This is a genomic window from Flavitalea antarctica (assembly GCF_054461535.1).
The window spans coordinates 80,729-101,125 of sequence record NZ_JBTLQG010000006.1 but is presented as its reverse complement, the minus strand read 5'-3'; the positions used below and the strand labels follow the sequence as shown (position 1 = coordinate 101,125).

General features: G+C 45.7%; 15 protein-coding genes. 10 read left to right on the top strand and 5 right to left on the bottom strand.

What is annotated here, in order from left to right:
• Positions 1-27: 27 nt before the first annotated feature.
• From ACX0G7_RS08355 to ACX0G7_RS08340, 4 genes are all read left to right on the top strand, one after another.
• On the top strand, positions 28-279 hold the full coding sequence (locus ACX0G7_RS08355) for a hypothetical protein (protein ID WP_458922992.1): 252 nt from the start codon (positions 28-30) through the stop codon (positions 277-279).
• Positions 280-679: 400 nt separating this feature from the next.
• Entirely contained in the window at positions 680-3,895 is a 3,216-nt protein-coding gene (locus ACX0G7_RS08350) for a S41 family peptidase (protein WP_458922991.1), read from the top strand.
• A gap of 1 nt (position 3,896) precedes the next feature.
• A complete protein-coding gene (locus tag ACX0G7_RS08345; protein WP_458922990.1) occupies positions 3,897-4,238 on the top strand; it encodes a VOC family protein in 342 nt (113 codons plus the stop codon).
• A gap of 72 nt (positions 4,239-4,310) precedes the next feature.
• The gene (locus ACX0G7_RS08340) at positions 4,311-5,333 is read left to right on the top strand and encodes an LLM class flavin-dependent oxidoreductase (RefSeq protein WP_458922989.1); all 1,023 of its coding nucleotides are present in this window, start codon (positions 4,311-4,313) and stop codon (positions 5,331-5,333) included.
• A 125-nt stretch (positions 5,334-5,458) separates the two neighbouring features.
• On the opposite strand, the gene ACX0G7_RS08335 is transcribed toward ACX0G7_RS08340, so the two are convergent.
• Positions 5,459-6,355 (bottom strand): helix-turn-helix domain-containing protein, encoded by an 897-nt coding sequence (locus tag ACX0G7_RS08335; RefSeq protein WP_458922988.1) that lies wholly within the window; start codon positions 6,353-6,355, stop codon positions 5,459-5,461.
• A gap of 245 nt (positions 6,356-6,600) precedes the next feature.
• Here ACX0G7_RS08335 and ACX0G7_RS08330 point away from each other — a divergent pair, with 245 nt between their 5' ends.
• The 4 genes from ACX0G7_RS08330 to ACX0G7_RS08315 all read left to right on the top strand — a co-directional run bounded on the left by ACX0G7_RS08330 (position 6,601) and on the right by ACX0G7_RS08315 (position 11,618).
• Positions 6,601-7,671: a carboxymuconolactone decarboxylase family protein gene (locus tag ACX0G7_RS08330; RefSeq protein ID WP_458922987.1), complete on the top strand. Its 1,071-nt coding sequence runs from the start codon at positions 6,601-6,603 to the stop codon at positions 7,669-7,671.
• An 81-nt stretch (positions 7,672-7,752) separates the two neighbouring features.
• Positions 7,753-8,394 (top strand): (2Fe-2S)-binding protein, encoded by a 642-nt coding sequence (locus ACX0G7_RS08325; RefSeq protein ID WP_458922986.1) that lies wholly within the window; start codon positions 7,753-7,755, stop codon positions 8,392-8,394.
• Positions 8,391-9,374, top strand: a complete 984-nt coding sequence (locus ACX0G7_RS08320) for an FAD binding domain-containing protein (protein WP_458922985.1) — start codon at positions 8,391-8,393, stop codon at positions 9,372-9,374. Before ACX0G7_RS08325 ends, ACX0G7_RS08320 begins: the two co-directional genes overlap by 4 nt.
• Positions 9,375-9,383: 9 nt before the next feature.
• Positions 9,384-11,618 (top strand): xanthine dehydrogenase family protein molybdopterin-binding subunit, encoded by a 2,235-nt coding sequence (locus ACX0G7_RS08315; RefSeq protein ID WP_458922984.1) that lies wholly within the window; start codon positions 9,384-9,386, stop codon positions 11,616-11,618.
• A 45-nt stretch (positions 11,619-11,663) separates the two neighbouring features.
• Here ACX0G7_RS08315 and ACX0G7_RS08310 read toward each other — a convergent pair whose 3' ends face one another.
• The 3 genes from ACX0G7_RS08310 to ACX0G7_RS08300 form a co-directional block, all read right to left on the bottom strand.
• Positions 11,664-11,858, bottom strand: coding sequence for a hypothetical protein (locus tag ACX0G7_RS08310; protein WP_458922983.1), 195 nt, complete (start codon positions 11,856-11,858; stop codon positions 11,664-11,666).
• A gap of 319 nt (positions 11,859-12,177) precedes the next feature.
• Positions 12,178-12,906 (bottom strand): LytR/AlgR family response regulator transcription factor, encoded by a 729-nt coding sequence (locus ACX0G7_RS08305; protein WP_458922982.1) that lies wholly within the window; start codon positions 12,904-12,906, stop codon positions 12,178-12,180.
• The gene (locus ACX0G7_RS08300; RefSeq protein ID WP_458922981.1) at positions 12,875-13,912 is read right to left on the bottom strand and encodes a sensor histidine kinase; all 1,038 of its coding nucleotides are present in this window, start codon (positions 13,910-13,912) and stop codon (positions 12,875-12,877) included. Before ACX0G7_RS08300 ends, ACX0G7_RS08305 begins: the two co-directional genes overlap by 32 nt.
• A gap of 261 nt (positions 13,913-14,173) precedes the next feature.
• Between ACX0G7_RS08300 and ACX0G7_RS08295 the strand changes: the two genes are divergently transcribed.
• Both ACX0G7_RS08295 and ACX0G7_RS08290 read left to right on the top strand, forming a co-directional pair.
• Entirely contained in the window at positions 14,174-15,088 is a 915-nt protein-coding gene (locus ACX0G7_RS08295) for an ABC transporter ATP-binding protein (protein ID WP_458922980.1), read from the top strand.
• The gene (locus tag ACX0G7_RS08290; protein ID WP_458922979.1) at positions 15,085-18,666 is read left to right on the top strand and encodes an ABC transporter permease/M1 family aminopeptidase; all 3,582 of its coding nucleotides are present in this window, start codon (positions 15,085-15,087) and stop codon (positions 18,664-18,666) included. Before ACX0G7_RS08295 ends, ACX0G7_RS08290 begins: the two co-directional genes overlap by 4 nt.
• Before the next feature lie 46 nt (positions 18,667-18,712).
• On the opposite strand, the gene ACX0G7_RS08285 is transcribed toward ACX0G7_RS08290, so the two are convergent.
• Complete coding sequence (locus ACX0G7_RS08285; RefSeq protein WP_458922978.1) at positions 18,713-20,290, bottom strand: DUF4127 family protein; 1,578 nt, start codon at positions 20,288-20,290, stop codon at positions 18,713-18,715.
• Between the last annotated feature and the right edge of the window lie 107 nt (positions 20,291-20,397).

Genomic DNA, 20,397 nt, shown 5'->3' with positions numbered 1-20,397 from the left:
GACAATAACTGTTAACCAAAAATCCCCATGATGCCACTAGGAAGCCCGATAATCAAATTGCTTGAAAAAAAGTATGATCCCTCAACATTCATTGAGATGCGATTTAAAGGTTATGATATCGGATTTAAAACAGACGGGGAAGGAAATCCGATAATACTTTTTCTGGGAACCAAAACAAGTAATGGGTCCATCAAAGGCCACCGTTATGCAAGAAGGATAGTGAAAGATAAAGAAGGAAAAGTAATTAAGGATCATTGGGACGATAAGGGTACAGTGTGATTACCCTACCATAAAACCCCGGGCAAATCCGGTGAATCGATAAATAGACGCTGTTTGTTGAACTTCATTTGATACAGGTCTTGCTTACGGATCATCACGTAAAATATGCATCATCATATTTATTGAACTCTCCTTTGAATGCACTCATCTCTATCGCAAATATTCAACCAGTTCCAGTGCTGGCGTTGTTGCATGATAACTTCCATCCATAAGTCGAAGCTGCACGGCTGCCATAACGTTCAAAATTATTATCTGATTACCTGTTACCTGAGTTAAGAAATTGGTGTCTCAATAACTCCGGAGTAAGCCTGATTTTCGTTCAACAGGAATCCGGGCTAAACATAAATCGTTACATTAGCTTATATAATCATCTAATCCGATCAGCACAAACCTACCTTCTATGCCAGCTCCTTCAAAACTCTTAATCACCTTATCCTCTTTGTTTTTTTTCTTAGGCTTTATCAAAGCAGACGCGCAAGGCACAAGGCTGTTACGTCAGCCGGCTATCAGTGCCACCGAGGTTGCCTTCGTCTATGGGGGCGATATCTGGATTTGCCAGAAAAATGGTACCGACCTGCGTCGTATAACCAGCACACCTGCCACAGAGGCTAACCCTCATTTTTCGCCCGATGGGCAATGGCTCGCATTTAGTTCAAACCGTTCAGGCATACCACAGGTGTATATTGTTTCTTCAAAGGGAGGAACTCCAACGCGCCTGACCTGGTATCCCGCGGAATCAAATCCACGCGGATGGAGTGCTGACGGGAAGGAGGTGTTATATGCTTCCGGGAGAGAAACCGCCCCGACAGATTTTGACCGCTTATGGACAGTGTCCGTCAAAGGCGGTCCTTCTACGTTGCTTCCGGCACCGTTTGCTTTCGATGGCAACTATTCCCCGGACGGAACCAGGCTGACCATTGACCGGGTTAGCCGCTGGGATGTAGAATGGAGACACTATCGCGGCGGACAAAATACACCGTTGCATGTGTTGGATCTTAAGACATTGAAAGAACAGGACATTCCATCGGAAGGAAGCATGGACATACATCCGTTATGGATGAATAATGAAATCTATTTTTTAAGCGACCGTGATTTCATCATGAATATCTGGGCGTTCAATCCTGCCACTTCGGCTTTGCGCCAGGTTACCAGCGTGAAAAGCGGTGATATTAAATGGTTGGATGGTAACGGGAAAGAGCTGGTGTATGAACACAATGGATACATACATTTACTTGATCCTGCTTCCGGCAAAAGTCAGCAACTGACCATAACCGTTACAGGCGACTTTCCCTGGGCGGAAACGAAATTTCAAAATGTTACCTCCTCGGTTTCGAATGCATCGTTATCTCCAACCGGCAAACGGATTTTATTGGAAGCAAGGGGTGAGGTATTTACTGTACCTGTAGAAAACGGTGATCCCAGAAATCTCACCCGAAGTTCAGATGCTGCTGACCGCAGGCCGCTTTGGTCACCGGATGGAAGACAGATCGCCTGGTTTTCGGATAAGGGCGGAGATTCATATGCGCTCTACATCACCGACCAGGAAGGTATAAAAGAACCCCGCAAGATATCTATCGGTGAAAGCAAACTAGCATGGTCACCCTCATGGTCTCCTGATGGCAAATACATCGCTTTTACGGACAACGCAGTCCGCGTAAAATTAGTGGAACTATCAACCGGCAATATCAGCACCATAGATGTTGGTGGTGCAAATTTAGACAGGGGCAATATGAGCCTCTCGTGGTCGCCGGATAGCAAGTGGCTGGCTTATACCAGGTCCGCTTCAAACAATTTCAGAAGCATTATGCTCTGGTCGCTGGATTCTAAAAAAAGTACCCCACTAAGCGATCCTATGGCCGATGCGATAGCACCCGCATGGGATCTCAATGGACGTTACTTATACTTCCTCGCAAGTACCAATGTAGCTTTGGGATCCGGATGGGCCAACACCAGTTCACAGCAGGCGAGGGCTACATTTGGCGTTTATATTACCGTGCTTCGCAAAGATGATCCCAACCCTTTCCCGCTTAAAACTGATGAAGAGCCGGATACAACGAGCAGGCCCAAAACAAAAGATACGACAACCTTTAAAGGCGTAAAGATAGATTGGGAGCATATCGACAGGCGGATAATTGCTATGCCGATACCAGTAGCGAGTTATAATGGAACGCTCCCCGGCCCGAAAGGTAGTGTCCTTATAGTAAGCGGCAATACAATAAATCTTTACACTGTTGCGTCAAAAAAAATGGATGAAATAGTTAAAGCAGGAGCTCAGTTTGCAGTATCAGCAAATGGAGAAAAGCTATTGTTCAGGTCAGGGCCAACATGGAGAGTTGTGTCAACAACAAAACCAGCCGGACCTACAGAAGGGTTGGTGCCTATTAACATCAGAATGGAACTCAACAGGGTCGATGAATGGAAACAAATTGTTACCGAAGCCTGGCGTTACCAGCGTGATTACTTCTATGATAAAAGCATGCACGGCAGGGACTGGCAGGACGTATGGAGCCAATATTCGCCTTTGATTCCTTATATAAAACATCGTGCGGATCTCACTTACGTACTTGATCAGATAGGAGGTGAAACTTCAGTTGGCCATAGTTTTGTTTTCGGAGGTGATTATCCGGCAGTCGATACGTCGCGCGTAGGTGTTTTAGGTGCCGACCTGGTTGCTGATGGACAACACTGGAAGATCAAACGGATTTTTACAACCGAAAGCTGGAACCCGGGACTTATAGCCCCACTGGCGCAGCCAAACCTAAAGGTGGAAGAAGGCAACTATATCCTCGCAATAAACGGCAAACCCCTTACCACCAACAGTGATCCATACGAAGTATTGAATGGTACCGCAAGGCTTCAAACTACGCTGCTGATTAATAATAAGTCTTCGATGGAAGGTGCCTGGACCATAATTGTTCAACCAACCGAAAATGAAAACGCGCTTCGACAACTTGCCTGGGTGGAAGATAACCGGAGGAAGGTTGACAAACTTTCCAATGGTAAGCTTGGTTATGTCTGGGTACCAAATACTGGTGGTTCGGGCTTCAATAACTTCAACCGGTATTATTTTGCACAACAGGACAAACAAGGCGCAGTGATAGACGAGCGATTTAATGGTGGTGGGCTGCTGGATGACTACATGGTAGACCTGATGGTACGTCGCCTCAGGGCAGCTATTACAAATGAAGTGCCCAACGGTCAACCGACCCGGTTACCTGCAGGGATCCTGGGTCCGAAAGTTTTATTGGTAAACGAACTTGCAGGTTCCGGGGGCGATTTCTTCCCGTGGATATTCAGACAACAGAAAGTTGGACCACTCATCGGAACCCGTACCTGGGGCGGACTCGTGAAGTCCACCGTTCATTACTCCTTTGTTGATGGCGGGGCAATGACAGCACCGGACAACGCGATATTCGATCCGGCGCAAAACAAATGGGTAGCTGAGAACACAGGCATCGCACCAGATATTGAACAAAAGGTGACCGCAGCAGCAGTAGCGAAAGGGAATGATCCACAACTTGAACGAGCCGTTCAGGAGGCCATGAAATTACTTGAAAAAGAACCATGGCCAGCTGTGAAGGCCCCTTCGTTTTCTTCTCCTGCGAAAAAGAAATAAGTTGATTGGATGTGTCTCATCCTGGAGGTCCACTCCGGAAAAGGAGTTATTCAATAGCCGGCTTCCTGGAGACGGATTTGGAATCTACAGTGCAACAGTTATGGTTAAGAACTTAGACAGTACCCGTAATTACTATATCAATATCCTTGGGTTTAAGATGCCTGAAAAATTTGAAAAAAGAATTTATGAGGGCACACTTATGGCATATGTCGCTTTTCCGGACTTTTCGTACATAGAACTTCTTTCATTCAAGGATACGGCGCTTATTGAAAAAAAAACATTCTTTTTATTACTTCATTCATTAACCAGTATGAAGGTAGCGGGAAGTAACGTGGAAAGTTAACCAATGAACAATTGTTCCCCGTTATCGTTATACTATACGGAAATCGACAAACGTAAATTTTACAAGGATTACATGAAAAAGATAGGTTTTTTATCATTTGGTCATTGGGCAAATAATCCGGCATATTCTACCCGGACAGCCAGCGATACCTTGCTTCAGTCTATCGACCTGGCCGTGGCAGCAGAGGAAATTGGTATGGACGGAGCATATTTCAGGGTACATCACTTTGCGCGGCAACTGGCATCCCCATTTCCATTGTTGTCTGCTATCGGCATTAAAACAAAAAAAATAGAAATAGGCACCGGGGTGATTGACATGCGCTATGAAAATCCATTATACATGGTGGAAGATGCCGGGGCTGCAGACATTATCTCGCGTGGCAGGCTGCAACTTGGTATCAGCAGGGGATCGCCTGAACAGGTTATAGATGGCTGGAGATATTTTGGTTACGGGCCGGAGAGCGATCAGACTGAAGCTGATATGGGTCGTGCAAAAGCGCTTCAATTCCTCGAAAAACTGAGAGGGGTTGGGTTTGCAACGCCCAATCCATACCCGATGTTTCCTAATCCTCCAGGGCTTTTACGGTTAGAACCATATTCGGAAGGATTGGCTGACCGCATATGGTGGGGCGCGGCCTCTAACGCAACTGCCATATGGGCTGCAGAAAACGGAATGCACCTTCAGAGTTCAACCCTGAAATTTGATGAAGGGGGCAAGCCATTTCATATCCAACAGGCCGAACAAATCAGGTTGTTCAAAGATGCATGGAAAAAAGCAGGACACAAACGTGAACCAAGAGTTTCAGTGAGCCGTTCAATATTTGCATTGGTCAATGACAAGGACAGGCTTTATTTCGGTAGGGATGCCAACAGTACAGACAAGATCGGATCAATAGAAATGAACAGGCAGGCAATTTTTGGAAGAAGTTACGCTGCAGAGCCTGACCAGCTGATCAAAGAACTTGAGCGGGATGAAGCGATAAAGGAAGCGGATACTGTTCTTTTGACGATCCCTAACACTTTGGGTGTTGAATACAACGTGCACGTTCTTTCATCAATAATGAACCATGTAGCTCCAGGCCTTGGATGGCGTTAACAAAATAATCCGCGATCATTTCTAAGAACTAAAAAAAGCCCCATCAAACGATGAAGCTTTTGGCCTTTCCGGAATGCTTTTTATTTTCGCGCGCATCAGGCGGTCGGGGATACCTTACACTAGTTTTAATTCAAATTCCGGAATTCATTTGGTGTCATCCCAGTCCTTTGTTTGAACAGACGGGTGAAATGCTGTTGATACTTAAAACCCAATTCAATGGCAACCTGGTTTATGGATTTGCCAGGATCAAAGATTTTTTGCTTTGCTGCATCAATCAATTTTAAATGAATATAATCGAGGGCGGTTGTCCCTGTTTCCTTTTTGATCAGGTCTCCAAAATAATTGGCGGAAAGATGTAATTGTTCCGCACAATAAGCCACACCGGGTAATCCGTGAGTTTGCGACTTGCCGGATTTGAAATAATCATTTAGTAAGTTTTCGAACCGCACAAGAATGTCCTTATTAACGTTGGTTCGGGTGAGGAACTGACGATCATAGAAGCGCATACAATAATTCAGGAATAATTCGATATTGGAGACGATAAGCGTCTTACTATGCTTATCCATATTCTGATCGATTTCAGCTGAAATTTTTTCTAAACTTTCAATTATCGTTTTTCGCTCCTTTTTAGACAGGTGTAAAGCTTCATTCACCTCATAACTAAAGAATGTATAATCTTTGATGATCTTAGCCAGATGAGTTCCCACGATCAGATCAGGATGAAACACCAAACCATATCCCGATGGCTTTGTAGCTACTCCATGGCTATCAATTCCATAAATTTGTCCGGGTGAAATGAATACCAGGGTTCCGTCTTCATAGTCATAAGGCTGACAGCCATAAGTGATATCGCCGCATTTGATATTTTTCAGAAATACGGCGTAAAGACCGATATAGCGCCTGAAATGCTGAATGGTAGGAACTTCATTAAAATTAATAACACTTACCAAAGGATGAAGTGTGTCAACACCAGCGTAATTGTTATATTGCTGTACCGTATCTATCCTGTCTATAGCTGCCATGTCTCGGGTATTGTGACAAACTTACTAAACCTTCTTTTCTGTAAGTCCCAATGGATCGAAAATCAGTAAAACTGGTAAATTAATCCGTATCCTGTCTCAGTTTGATGTCCTCAAACCAACGAAATTTGCGATATACCAGGAATGGTTCATATTGCCATAAGCAATTACAAAGGCCAGGAAAATGTGACCTGGCTAAGGCCGGTAACCGACGAAGAATTCAATGAAGCAAATCAATAATCAACAATATGGCAATAAGAAAAATCAGATTTCCTCGATGGGGATTTTTTTTCATGTTAATGATGATAGTCGGAGAAAAACTGATAGCACAAACAAAAAGCACCAGCGACACCTTGACCTCTGCGCAGCAGCAGATCGTGGCCATTTCCGCTTTTACTGCAATAGGGGATTTGCCAAACCTCAACATTCAGTTGAATAAGGGGCTTGATGCCGGGCTGACAATTAACGAGATAAAAGAGATGCTGGTGCAATTGTATGCGTATTGTGGCTTCCCACGAAGCCTGAATGCGATAAATACATTTATGACGGTTGTAGAGGAAAGAAAATCGAAGGGTATTATTGATAAACAAGGCAAAGAAATTTTAATTACCATAGAAAGTGAGAATAAGTACGAAAGGGGAAGAAAGGTTCTGGAAAAGCTTACCGGAACACCACAAGCTAAGCCCGCACCGGGGTTTGGAGTGTTTGCTCCGAGAATAGATGCTTTTCTGAAAGAACATCTGTTCGCAGATATTTTTGATAGTGAAGTGCTGACTTACCAGCAAAGGGAATTAGTTACCATATCTGCATTAGCGTCCATGAGTGGCGTAGAGTCACAGCTTAAGTCGCATATACAATTCGGCCGGGTTATAGGTCTCGCGGAAGGGCAGCTGGCCGGGGCAGCAGAATTGATTGCAATACATATCAGCAAAACGCAGGCTAACATATTCAATAAATTGATAGATAAGCCTGCACTGTCAGTTGTCTCACCGGAAATGATGGTTCGCATTTCGGAGATCGAAATCGTGCCTCAATACCTGGAAGAATACAAAGCTATTTTGAAAGAAGAATCGGCAGCATCAGTTCGAATTGAACCTGGCGTAATAGCCCTTTTTGCTATGTATCAGAAAGAGAATCCTGTGCAGGTAAGGATAGTGGAAATATACGAAGACAAGGACGCCTACCAGTCGCATTTAAAAACGCCACACTTTCAGCATTACAAAACGTCGACATTAAAGATGGTTAAAGCCTTAAAGCTGGTTGATATGACGGATGTTGATTTTGAAACCATGCAAAGCATTTTTAAAAAGCTGGATTAGGCAATTGGCTGTTGGAATAATTTTGGATACCCGTACTTACATCAATCCAGTTACAACTTACCCGCAATAAAACCTCAAAAAATGTCTCACAAAAATCTTCACGACAATCGGTCTGACGGCTCTGCCCAAAATGAGGGGCGAAGGAACTTTTTAAAACAGTCCTCCGTTTTAACCGCCCTGGCTTTAGCACCTCCGCAATTACTAAAAGCCGCAGGGGCGCATATAGATGAAAAGGCTGCCGCGTATTTTGAACAGGTGCCGCTGAGTATCGAAGTGAACGGGACCAGTCATAAGATATCGATCGAACCACGTGTTACTTTGCTGGATTTGCTTCGCGAACAACTCGCTTTACCTGGCACCAAGAAAGGCTGTGATCATGGCCAATGTGGGGCATGTACCGTGCATGTGGATGGAAGACGGGTGCTTTCCTGTATGTCGCTTGCAGTGATGCAGGAAGGAAAGAAAATTACTACAATTGAAGGTATAGCAGATGGCGACAAACTGCATCCGATGCAGGAAGCTTTTATAAAGCACGATGGCTTTCAGTGTGGTTATTGTACGCCGGGCCAGATCATGTCGGGTATTGCCTGCATAAAAGAGGGACATGCTGATTCCGATGCGGATATTCGTGAGTATATGAGCGGGAACATATGCCGGTGTGGTGCCTATCCTAATATAGTAAAGGCAATTGCTGATGTAAAAAAAGGAGGGCAAAAATTATGATCAACTTTAGCTACGTAAAAGTAAATACATCCAGGGCAGCAGTAGATGCATTGATTAAAGATAGTACTGCTCAATGGATAGCCGGTGGAACCAATCTGATTGACCTGATGAAAAAAGGAGTGATGAATCCCCAAAAGTTGATTGATATCACCAATCTTCCCTTAAAGGAAATCAGGAAAGAAAAAGGTAAACTACATATAGGTGCTATGGCTTTAAATAGTGATGTTGCTGACAGTGAGTTGATCCAAAAAGAACAACCATTGCTCGCACTGGCTCTGAAAGCCGGAGCTTCCCAGCAGTTACGCAATATGGCTACCATTGGTGGTAACCTCATGCAACGTACCCGCTGTCCTTATTTTTATAATACGGATATGCCCTGCAACAAGCGTGAGCCCGGTACGGGATGCGGTGCCCTCAAAGGATTTAACCGCATGCATGCAATCTTCGGGGCATCCTCCAGTTGCATTGCTGTTCATCCCAGCGACATGGCCATTGCGCTGGCAGCACTGGACGCTACGGTGCTGATAACTGGTCCTAAAGGAGATCGTCGCATTCCATTTCAAAACTTTCATAGGCTACCCGGTGAGACTCCCCAAAAAGATAACACACTTGAGCGAGGTGAACTTATCACAGCCATTGAGATCCCCGACAATAACTTTAAGAAAAATGTGCATTATTCAAAGGTGCGTGACCGCTGGTCTTATGCGTTTGCACTCGTTTCAGTAGCGGCTGCCGTTGATATGCAGGGTGAGAAAATGACTGATGTTCGGTTAGCTATGGGTGGTGTAGCACACAAGCCATGGCGACTGGCAGAAGCGGAAGCTTTCTTAAAAGGAAAAAATGCTTCTGAAGCAGCTTTCAGCGACGCGGTCACTATCGCCATGAAGGGAGCCAAAGGATATGGTGATAACGATTTTAAATTAAAGCTTGCACCGAACACCATTATGGAAGCATTAAAAAAAGCCACAGGAAAATCATAAACGACTTTTATGGGTAAGAACTTTTTTGAAGGAAAAAACAACATTCCCATCGATCGTGTGGATGGCAAAGCGAAGGTAACGGGTACGGCAACATATGCAGCTGAATATAAAGTGCAAAACATGGCCTTTGGTTTTTTGGTGGGAAGCACTGTTGCAAAAGGCAAAGTAACATCAATAGATACCAGGGCGGCAGAACGCGCTCCCGGAGTGCTGGCCGTGATCACGCACCTCAATGCACCTAAGCTGCCAGGATATGAAACAGGGAAAGATCCTGCCAAGCCACCTACCGCAGGACAACCATTGCGCATTTTTTACAACAATGAAATTTTCTACTATGATCAGCCTGTTGCGTTAGTGATAGCAGATACCTACGAGCGTGTGTTGTACGCGGCTAAGCTGGTTAAGGCAACTTATGAAAAGGGAACGCATCAGACCGATCTGAAGGCGAATCTTGCCAAAGCAAAAATTCCGACGGGACCACGGTTCGAAGATTACAAAAGAGGAGAAGCAGATGCCTATAAAAATGCACCCGTAAAAGTAGAGCAGGAGTATTATCATCCCATAGAAGTACACAACCCGATGGAACCAGGAAGTATCATCGCGCACTGGCAGGAGGCAGACAAAGTGACCGTGTACACAAAAACGCAAGGTGTTGAGGCCACGCAGCGATCCATTGCTGATGCATTTAAGATGCCCCAGGACAACATCACCGTGAATGCCGAACATCTTGGTGGGGCTTTTGGTATGGCCCTGCGTACCTGGCCTTATGAAATTGCCTGCATAATGGGTGCGCAGCATGTTAAACGGCCACTGAAACTGGTGTTGCATCGCGAACAAATGTTTACCAACGTTGGTCATCGCCCCGAGACGGTGCAAAAAATCGGCTTGGGCGCAACGCAGGACGGTAAACTTGTTGGTCTTACTCATGAAGCAACCGCCGAAACATCTTCCTACGAAGAATTCACTGAGGCCACCGTAAACATATCACGCTTCCTGTATGCCTGCCCAAATGTTACTACGCGTTACCGGCTTGTTCCTTTAAACACCTGCACCCCTATCTGGATGCGTGGACCCGGAGAGGCTACCGGCTCATTTGCGTTAGAATCTGCAATGGACGAGTTGGCTTTTGTTTTGAACCTTGACCCGATAGAATTCCGAATCCGGAACCACTCAGACAACGATCCTGAGCGCAACCTGCCCTGGTCTAGTAAACATGTAAAAGAGTGCTACCAGATGGGAGCGGAAAAAATTGGATGGGCAAACAGAAAATTCCAACCGAAATCCTTGCAGGATGGCGACTGGTTGACCGGCTATGGTATGGGCACAGGCGCTTTCGGTGCTTTCCGGGGGTCGGCTACCATAAAAGCAAGATTAAACCCTGACGGGAGGCTGTTGTTACAATGTTCGGTAAATGATATGGGGCCTGGTACAGCAACGATGATGACGACGGTTGCCTCTAATGAACTGGGACTGCCTCCCGGTAAAATTAAAGTCGAAATGGGCAGTACCAACTTGCCACCGGGACCGATGCAGGGTGGTTCAACAGTTACTGCTACCGTTGGAGCGGCGGTGCAGGAAACATGTATTGAATTAAAGAAACAAATTGCGGTTCTTGCCAGTAAAGAAGGTTCGCCATTTCATACAACAACTGTTCATGAAGTAAAACCAGAGGACCTGCAGTTCTCAGAAACCGGGATCTCCCTTAAGACAAATAACGCTATCAGGCTATCATATAGTGATCTCTTCAAACAAAATAATGTATTGAATGTCGAACTGACTAAAGAATCAAAGGGACAACAACAGCCTTACTCTATGTATTCTTTTTCTGTACATTTTGTAAAACTCAGCGTGCATATGCCAACCGGCAGAATCAGGATAGACCATGTAGTGTCATGCGCTGACGCGGGAGCCATTGTTAGTCCCAAGACGGCGGCCAGCCAAATGATGGGTGGTGCGGTAGGTGGTATTGGTATGGCATTGATGGAGGACCTGGTATTTGATCATCGCTCGGGACGGGCCATTAATAATAACCTGGCCGACTATCATGTACCGGTTAATGCAGACATTCCACCTGTTGATGTTTTGTTTGTTAACAAGAAAGATCCATACACCAATCCGATGGGCACAAAAGGCCTGGGTGAAATAGCCCTTGTAGGAGTGGCTCCGGCAATAGCAAATGCAGTGTTCAATGCTACAGGAATACGTGTCAGATCATTGCCCATCACATTGGATAAATTATTATAGCAGCACTTACCCGGTGATGTGTTTTTTTGACACCAGAACATTTGGTTAGGGTCCTTCTGCAGGAGGCGGCGGCTCGTAAGGGGGGGTTGTCTCTAATTCATCCTCGGGAGGGGGTATGATGTCAGGATCATCCTGGATAAAGATTGGCTCGCCTGTTTCATCAACCGGCAATTTTGGCCTCTCCTCTTTTTTTTGCGTTCCAGGTTCAGCTTGCTTATCAGTGTGGTTTAGGTTTGTCATAAAAGTAGTTTATGCATAATTAGATTCATCGCGGTACGCTTCTTTCCAGCAGTTCTCATCAAATGCTGCATACGCAGGTAAAACACCATCGCCCAGCCGTTTTTTTCAACAATTAACAAAGCAAGATGATCCGTTGCTGCAAAAAAATGACTACTGTCAGATATGTTTTTGACAGTAGTCATTGTTCGGGAAAGGCATGAACCAAAACTTAAACCTGCGACTTTATTTCCTGAGGATCATTTTACGTGTTTCAACAATGCTTCCATTAATTACCAGCGAATAGGTTTAAGTACCGGTGGCTAATATTTCAGTAACATGATCACTGAAAGTATTTGAGCTTGCTATAAAAGGAGTTCGCATAGGTATCACTGATTGGGATAACCTGGTCTGCAACAAAGATCCTGTTTTTTTCTATATGGTCAATCTTATCAATCGCCACGAGAAAGGAGCGGTGCACCCGGGCAAAATCCCGGGAAGGCAGTAACTCTTCCAGTTTGGCGAAATTCAACAACGTCATAATTTTTTCTTCAGCGGTATGAATCCGGAGATAATCTTTCATGCCCTCTACAAATAAAATATCACCGGTAGCTACTTTCTGAATCCGGTGTCCCACTTTCAGAAAAATGTATTCCTGACCACTTTTCGGTTCCGGTTTTACGTCTTGTTTTTCTGGAATTACTCTGAGGCTTTGTTCCTGGTAAAGGCGCAGGACACTTTTATAGAATCGTTCAAATGAAAAAGGCTTCAACAGGTAATCTTTCACCTCCAGTTCAAATGCCTTCAGGGCATACTGATCATATGCCGTGGTAAGTACGATCATGGGCCTGGGATTCAGCATGGGAATAAAACTCAATCCATCCAGGTCTGGCATATTGATATCCAGGAAAAGAAGATCAGGTTTTTCTTCCTTCAGGGACGCTGCTGCTTCCAGGGGGCTCATGAAAGTGCCTTTCAGCTCCATGAATGACACCTTGCCTATATAGTCTTCCAGTATTTCCTGTGCCAACGGCTCATCGTCAATTATGTAGCAGGTGAGCTTTTCTTTCATGCAGCTGTGATTGAAAACCTTGAATTTTAAGAACGACAGCAAATGTTTCGCCCTGATGATCAATTTCGAGTATGTGCTGACCAGGGTAGAGCAGGGCCAGCCTTTTCTTCACATTTGGCAAGCCAATACCGCCCTGGTCATCAAGGCTATTTGCCGGGTTATTACCCACGGGGTTCTGTACGCTGAAGATAAGCGTATCTTCCGTAACCTTCACCCTCACCTTCAGCTCCCCGGGGCTGAGCCGCGCAGGGCTGTGTTTGTACGCATTTTCTATAAGATGGATGAACAGCAGCGGGGCGATGTAACAGTTGTCTATTGTCCCTTCGATCCTGAGATCCACCACCGGGCTCTGCTTATAACGGAGTTGCTGCAGACTAACATAATCCTTCAGATACTCCATCTCTCTTGTGAGCGGTACCGTCGGCGCGTTTGACTCATAGATCATATAGCGCATCAGCGAGGCCAGCTGCATAACTGCGTCGGGCGCAGCCGGTACCTGTTTGTAAACCAGCGTGTGAATATTATTAAGGGTGTTGAAAAGAAAGTGCGGGTTGATCTGCGATTTCAGATAATACAATTCTGCTTCTACCGCCTGTTTTTCAAGTTGCTCTTTTTTAAATGTATTGATCACCAGGTTCTCGGTGACACGGGCCAGCCAACCCAGGAAAATAAAAGGGAGCACAAAGGAGAAAATGCTGATCATATAATACTCAGAGAAAAGGTCAAGCGTATCCAGTTTGCGGTAGTGAAAAAGCAGGTAGGGAACAGGTCCGGTCAGGATTATACCTGCGAGCCTAAGAAAGTAAGCACCTCTTTTTTTCTTACCGGAGAATCGTGTCAGGAGAAAAAAATGGCTGTAAAAAACATACAACACTGACAGGAGCAATCCAAAAGTGAGGGTAGGCCAGTGAGAAGTATCCTGGCTCAGTTGAAGGGCTGCCAACAGGCTAAACAGTATCCAGAGAGTGATATGGATCAGCCTGAACAGTCTTTTAATGCGATTCATGGGTCAAAGGTATTTTTTCCTGCCATATACTCACAGCCCGCTCGACCAAAGACCCTCTTCCGGTCTACGAAAGTTCGGATGTAGCCTGCGGGCGTCCTCACGGATGCAAAACACCATCTGGTCGATTACTTCACCGCACTAACATATCGCTTTTCGCTTTGCATTTGGTTAAGTATTGTTTTGCAATGAAATGCAGGAAGGGAACTAAATAGAGCACTTCATTCCTGATTTTAAAACCTGAACCGGGATAAATAAGATAACATGGAAAAACAGATTTCTGGCCTGTCGATTCGCAATGTCTCTAAAACTTATGCTAATGGGGTCCAGGCATTGGATAATATATCACTAAACATTCCCTCCGGGATGTATGGGTTACTGGGGCCGAATGGTGCTGGCAAATCGACGCTGATGCGAACGCTCGCTACCTTGCAGGAACCGGATGACGGGCAGATCTTTCTTGGTGACATTGATGTACTGAACCGTAAGGAAGAGGTGCGGCAGACCCTTGGCTATCTTCCCCAGGAGTTTGGTGTTTATCCGAAATCATCGGCGGAAGATCTGTTAGATTACTTCGCTGTGCTGAAAGGCATTACCAACCGCGCGTCCCGGAAAGAAGTAGTGAGGTCCCTATTGAAACAAACCAATCTCTGGGAGAAGCGGAAGCAAAAACTTGGCGGTTTTTCGGGAGGAATGAAACAGCGTTTTGGGGTGGCCGTGGCATTATTGGGCAATCCGAAGCTGATGATCGTGGACGAGCCTACTGCTGGTCTTGATCCCGCAGAACGGGTACGTTTTCTCAATTTGTTGAGCGAACTGGGTGAAATTAGTGTAGTGATCCTGTCCACTCATATTGTCGAGGATGTGAGTGAGCTTTGTACCCGCATGGCCATCATCAACAAAGGCAGGATACTGTATGAAGCTGAGCCGCTGAAAGCAGTTGAGCAATTGCAGGGAAAGATCTGGCGGCGTATTGTTGAAAAAGGTGTCTTGCCAAAGCTTGAGCAGGAGCATAAGGTAATATCTACCAAATTACTGAGCGGGAGAACGGTGGTACATGTGTACAGTGAAGAAGATCCCGGTAACAGCTTTGAAGCGGCGTCTCCTGACCTTGAGGATGTATATTTCAGCACGATGGGGGCTCATATCGGAAGCCATAAACCGGGGGAGGCAATATGAAGCTCATAACTACTTTTCGCTTCGAATTCAGCTACCTGGTACAACAGCTCTCAACCTGGCTATACCTGGCGGTACTTCTCACATTCACCATCGTGATGGACTTCCTCATCACACCGGGGGATGGAGTATATGTTAACAATACTTTCCACATCACAGCTATGACTGTTATAGGCGGTTTTATCTGGTTGATGATGGGGGCCGCTATAGCCGGCGATGCGGCAGCGAGGGATATAAGAACGCGTATGCATCCGCTGACATACACCATGCCCGTTTCGAAGGTTGAGTACCTGGGTGGACGTTTCCTGGCAGCTATTGCGATCAATGCTCTACTGGTGCTTTCTTTGCCGCTGGGCATACTGCTTTCCTTCTACCTGCCAGGTATGAACGAGGATGAGTTTGGGCCGTTTAGGCCGTCCGCATATCTCAATGTTTACTTCCTTATCGCATTACCTAATGCATTTATTGCAACTGCCATCCAATTCAGCATGGCCGCGCTCAGCCGCCAGGTGATGACAAGTTATATGGCAAGCCTGCTATTGGCTATTGTTGCCCAGATCATCGCAATGGGCATGGCGAAGCTCTTCGGTAACTGGGAACTGGTGAAGTTGCTGGATCCTGTCGGGGTTGCGGGCATTGTAGGCAATGAAATGGCGACCTGGACGCCAATGGATAAAAATACAAGGTTGGTTAAGCTTGAAGGAATGTTTCTTTGGAACCGTGTCTTGTGGCTTTGTGTTGCTGTCGGTTCACTGCTGTTCACCTACATACGCTTCAATTTTGCTGAAACGAAGCGTTGGTGGGGCCGGTTTAGGCGAAGGCCAATAATAAATAGCAATCCTCCGGCTGAAGCAAACAGCATAAGAGCATCCGCAATCTCAGTTCCGGAAGTTCGACGAAATTTTGGTTTTGCGACTTCTCTCAAACAGGCACTTTACATTGCGCGGACATCGTTCAGGCAGATAGCCAGGCACCGAGCGGGATTTACCCTGGTCAGTATTATTGCTATAGTGTCCGTTGTGTTCGGTCAAAGCCTCATGACCCAGTTTGGCATTCCGCTGTTCCCGACTACGCAGCAGGTATTAACATACCTCACCCCTGATGTAGGTAACCCCGGAAGCCCGTGGGTCGTTATACCGCTACTCATCATGTACTTCGCCGGCGAGCTTATGTGGCGCGAAAGGGAGAGTGGACTAAGAGAGATTGCTGACGCTGCACCGGTACCTGAATGGGCACTCGTTGCGGGGAAGTTTATGGGAATAGGATTCATCATCGTGGCGTGGATTGCGATATTGATGGCAGCAGGAATTGGAATGCAGTTAAGCGTGAAGTATTATGATGTGGACCTCTTACTCTACCTGGAGGCACTTTTCGGACTGCAGCTGATAGACTACCTCCTTTTTGCGTTGCTGGCACTCGTGGTTCATGTAGTGGTCAATCAAAAGTATATCAGCTACCTGGTGTTGTTATTGATCTTCATCTTCATTGCCTTTGCATCCACATTTAAGGTGGAGCACCATATGCTCATTTTTGGATCGGACCCCGGATGGTCATATACGGACATGCGTGGCTTTGGGTCAACACCAGGCCCATGGTTGTGGTTCAAATTATACTGGATAGCCTGGGCCTTGCTGCTTGGGGTTGCTGCGAGGTTGCTTTGGCCGAGGGGAAGGGCTCAAAGCCTGCAAGATCGGCTTCAGTCAGCAAAACGGGGTATGGCAGGTCCTACAAAAAGGGTAGCAATTATTGGTACAGCGTTTCTTGTTGTTACGGGAAGTTTCATCTACTATAATACAAATGTGCGGAATGAGTACCAGGACAGTTCGGATATCGTCAGATTAAAAGCAGAATACGAACGTGGCTACGGAGCGTATAGCAACTCTCTTCAACCGCAGCTGGTTCAAACAAAACTGCAGGTAGACATTTTCCCCGACCATCAGCAAGTAAAAATCCAGGCAGCATATACACTGGTGAATAAGCATACGGTAACAATAGACTCCATTCATATCGGAAATGTGTCGGGAATAACCGGGGGCAGAATAATATTCAGTCGACCAGCAACGGCAGTGCGGATGGACAAGCACCTCAGTCATTTTATCTACGCATTGAAGGAACCCCTGCGACCAGGAGATTCATTACAAATGCAATTTGGCATAAGTTACAAACCGGAGGGTTTTCGTAACAGCGGCTCAGAGCTACTCGTGGTAAAAAATGGCACCTACTTTACTAATTACGACCTGTTGCCGGCCATCGGCTATCAACCATACAGGGAACTAAAAGATGCAACACTTAGAAAAAAGAATAAGCTTGCGTCGCGCCCTGCGATACCTTCTCTGTATGATCCTAAGGCGCGTTTGAAGTCGCTCAGTCCCGATCAGACAACCCTTGAAGTGATCGTTAGCACTGTAAAAGACGAAGTTGCCATCGCTCCCGGTAATCTCTACCAAACCTGGATAACAGGTGACCGGCGTTATTTTCATTATAAAACGGATGGTCCAATCGGCGGTGAGTATTCCATCTTATCAGCGAACTATGCAGTTGCTCAAAGCAAATGGAATGATGTTGCGATCAGCATTTATTTTCATCCCGATCATCAACAAAACATAAGTCGTATCCTCAATAGCGTTAAGGCTTCGCTGGCTTATTACACGGAACAGTTTGGCCGTTACCCGTATTCGCAAATAACGGTAGCAGAGCGCGCCGGTCCGGGTGGTGGTGCAACCGCAGATGCGGGCATCATTTATTACGGAGAGCAGTATGCTGTCCTGAACCCGGATGAGGGTCCGAACGGCTTTGACCTTCCTTACTATATACTGGCTCATGAAATGGCGCACCAATGGTGGGGAGTTGCCCGCTTATCACCTGCATACGTTGAAGGAGCTGGTGTACTGATCGAGGGCCTGGCGGTATATTCCGGCATGAAGGTCCTGGAAAAAAACTATGGAGATGCGCATTTGCGCAAATACGTAAACTATCTGCATGCCTCCTATGAAATGCCTCGCTCGTTGGCAACAGCTTCGTTATTGCAGGCAGATGAAGACTTTTTGTATTACCGGAAGGGTGGGCTGGCCATGTATGCTTTGAGTAAATACATTGGGACTGAAAACGTAAATGCTGCACTAAGGACTCTGCTGGGCAAACGCGATTCAGGATCGTTACCGTTCCCCACCACGATTGATCTTTATGATGAGTTACAAAAAGTTACCCCTGACTCATTGACTTATCTTTTGAATGACCTTTTTAAAGAGAACACTTACTGGCGACTGAAAACGAAGCAACTGGCTGTGACCCTGACCAGGGCGGGCAGCTGGGAAGTAACGATGAAAGTGGAGGCTCAAAAGTTGGTAATCGACCGTGTCGGTAACGAAAAAGAAGTACCGATGAATGATTGGCTTGAGGTCGGCTTATATGAGGAAGGCAGGGATTTATCGAAGCCACTTTACCTGCAGAAGCATCGCGTGCTGTCGGGCGAGCAGACAATCAAAGTTACAGTTCCGCGTAAGCCTGACCGCGGCGGTATCGACCCCAATTACCTGATGATCGACTTAAGACTCGATGACAATATCATCGAACCGGAATAATTATGTTTTTTTGCAGTGAGTATCCCTGGTAACAATTAAATGAAGACTATTGCCCTAAAATACAATTGAGTTTAAAATCTATTTCAGCCTCGAAGGTCCTGTTCCAGGGCAGCGTGAACTTCATATCAGAAGGGGCCTGGCATGATACCTTTTTTTGGCGGCTGTTCTTTATTTTGTTTGCGTACATGTCAGAAAGGTTATTGAACGACTGAAGCATCAATGAAGTTCCATAGTTCTCAACGGTTTTATTTTCTGCATCACTCAAAATCTTAGAACTAAGTTTGTTCTGGTCGAAGTGTTTGTTTACAAGCAACCGATTCAAACCATGAAAATAATAGTCATCTAACACACGGTGAAAAGTAAACCAGTTTTGTGCTGTCCAGATCCGTGCCGCTGCTGCCTCGTTGACAAATAATTTCTTTTCCGCAACATAAAACACAACGCCTTGTGGCAACGTAGTGCCGATTGTATTCGCTGCGGTGTTCCACGACGAATAGCTGTTGAGCTCCGGGAATACCCTCATCTCAAGCAGTGCTCTTGTAAATGTTGAATCTCCACCCTGCACATCGCCTACAGGATCTATGTCAGCTACAATAAGTTTTTTTCCGGCGCGCACCTTATCAGCAATTTCTTTCGCAAAGGTCTGTGCTCTGCCTGCATCTCTCCTGGAAGCAAAAACATAAAACAAAAGATCTGCTTCGTTTTCGTTTTTAATCTCCCGGGATCCGGTCGCCTCAATATGATAGCTTACCGTTTCCTGCAGTGGCTTGTCTTCAAATGGCATTACCGTTTTCGCTGCTATATCCGATGAGTAGACAGCCTTTATTGTTGGTGTAAGGTTATAGTGTTTGTTGAGCGCCCTGCCTAATAATAACATCGACACTTCGTCCGCCCCTGGCTGAACAGCGACTTTATTGCCCAGTCCATAACGTTTGGTCTCAGCCTGTAGTTTCAGTCGATCGGCAACATGGATGCCGACTGGCTTGGCATCGTCCTGCGATAAGATGAGGTAGTCGATCACACCGCTTTTTACAAACTTTATGGCCTGAAGATTCACTTTTAAATTACGATTTCTTGCTGCTTTATACTGTGCGAGGCCATCGGTTGGAATCTTTGCTTCTGATTCTTTTGTTTGTCGTTTGGATAAAGAATCAGATTGTACGGATACCTCTGCCCATTTTGCAAGATCAGCCCGGTATGACTCATTTTTTCCGTCTGCAGTTGGCGCGAGTCGCATAATCACGCTCTGCGCATAGATCTTCAACTTTGGAAACCTGCTGCGCAACTTGCCAAGGTGTTCCATACGTTTAAGAGCCACATCAGCATTAACGTTATAGACGCGAGATGCCACAAGACCACCATAAGCAAGCATATCCAATGCAATGATAGCAGCATCAAAATTTTTCATATCCTGCCTGTTCATCCAGTCGATGATCTTGTCCGACTCACCTGGTACAGTAAACCTGCCAACAAGCTCTTTTGGCGCAGTAACAAGTTCCACGTCTCCGATCAATGCCATCTTCTCGGTAAACTGGTAACATGGGGGTCTGTCATCCAATGGCACAAATAAAATTCTGACTTTCCCGCCCGGCTTAGATTGTCCGATCACGGACAGGGAAAGCATTAATAGGGTTACAAAACAAGATAGACGTATCGTTAACCTGGATCTCCTGAGCTTGTACATTATTGTTGAGTTGTATCGATTGTTGTTTGTGACTGGGTGCTGTGTTA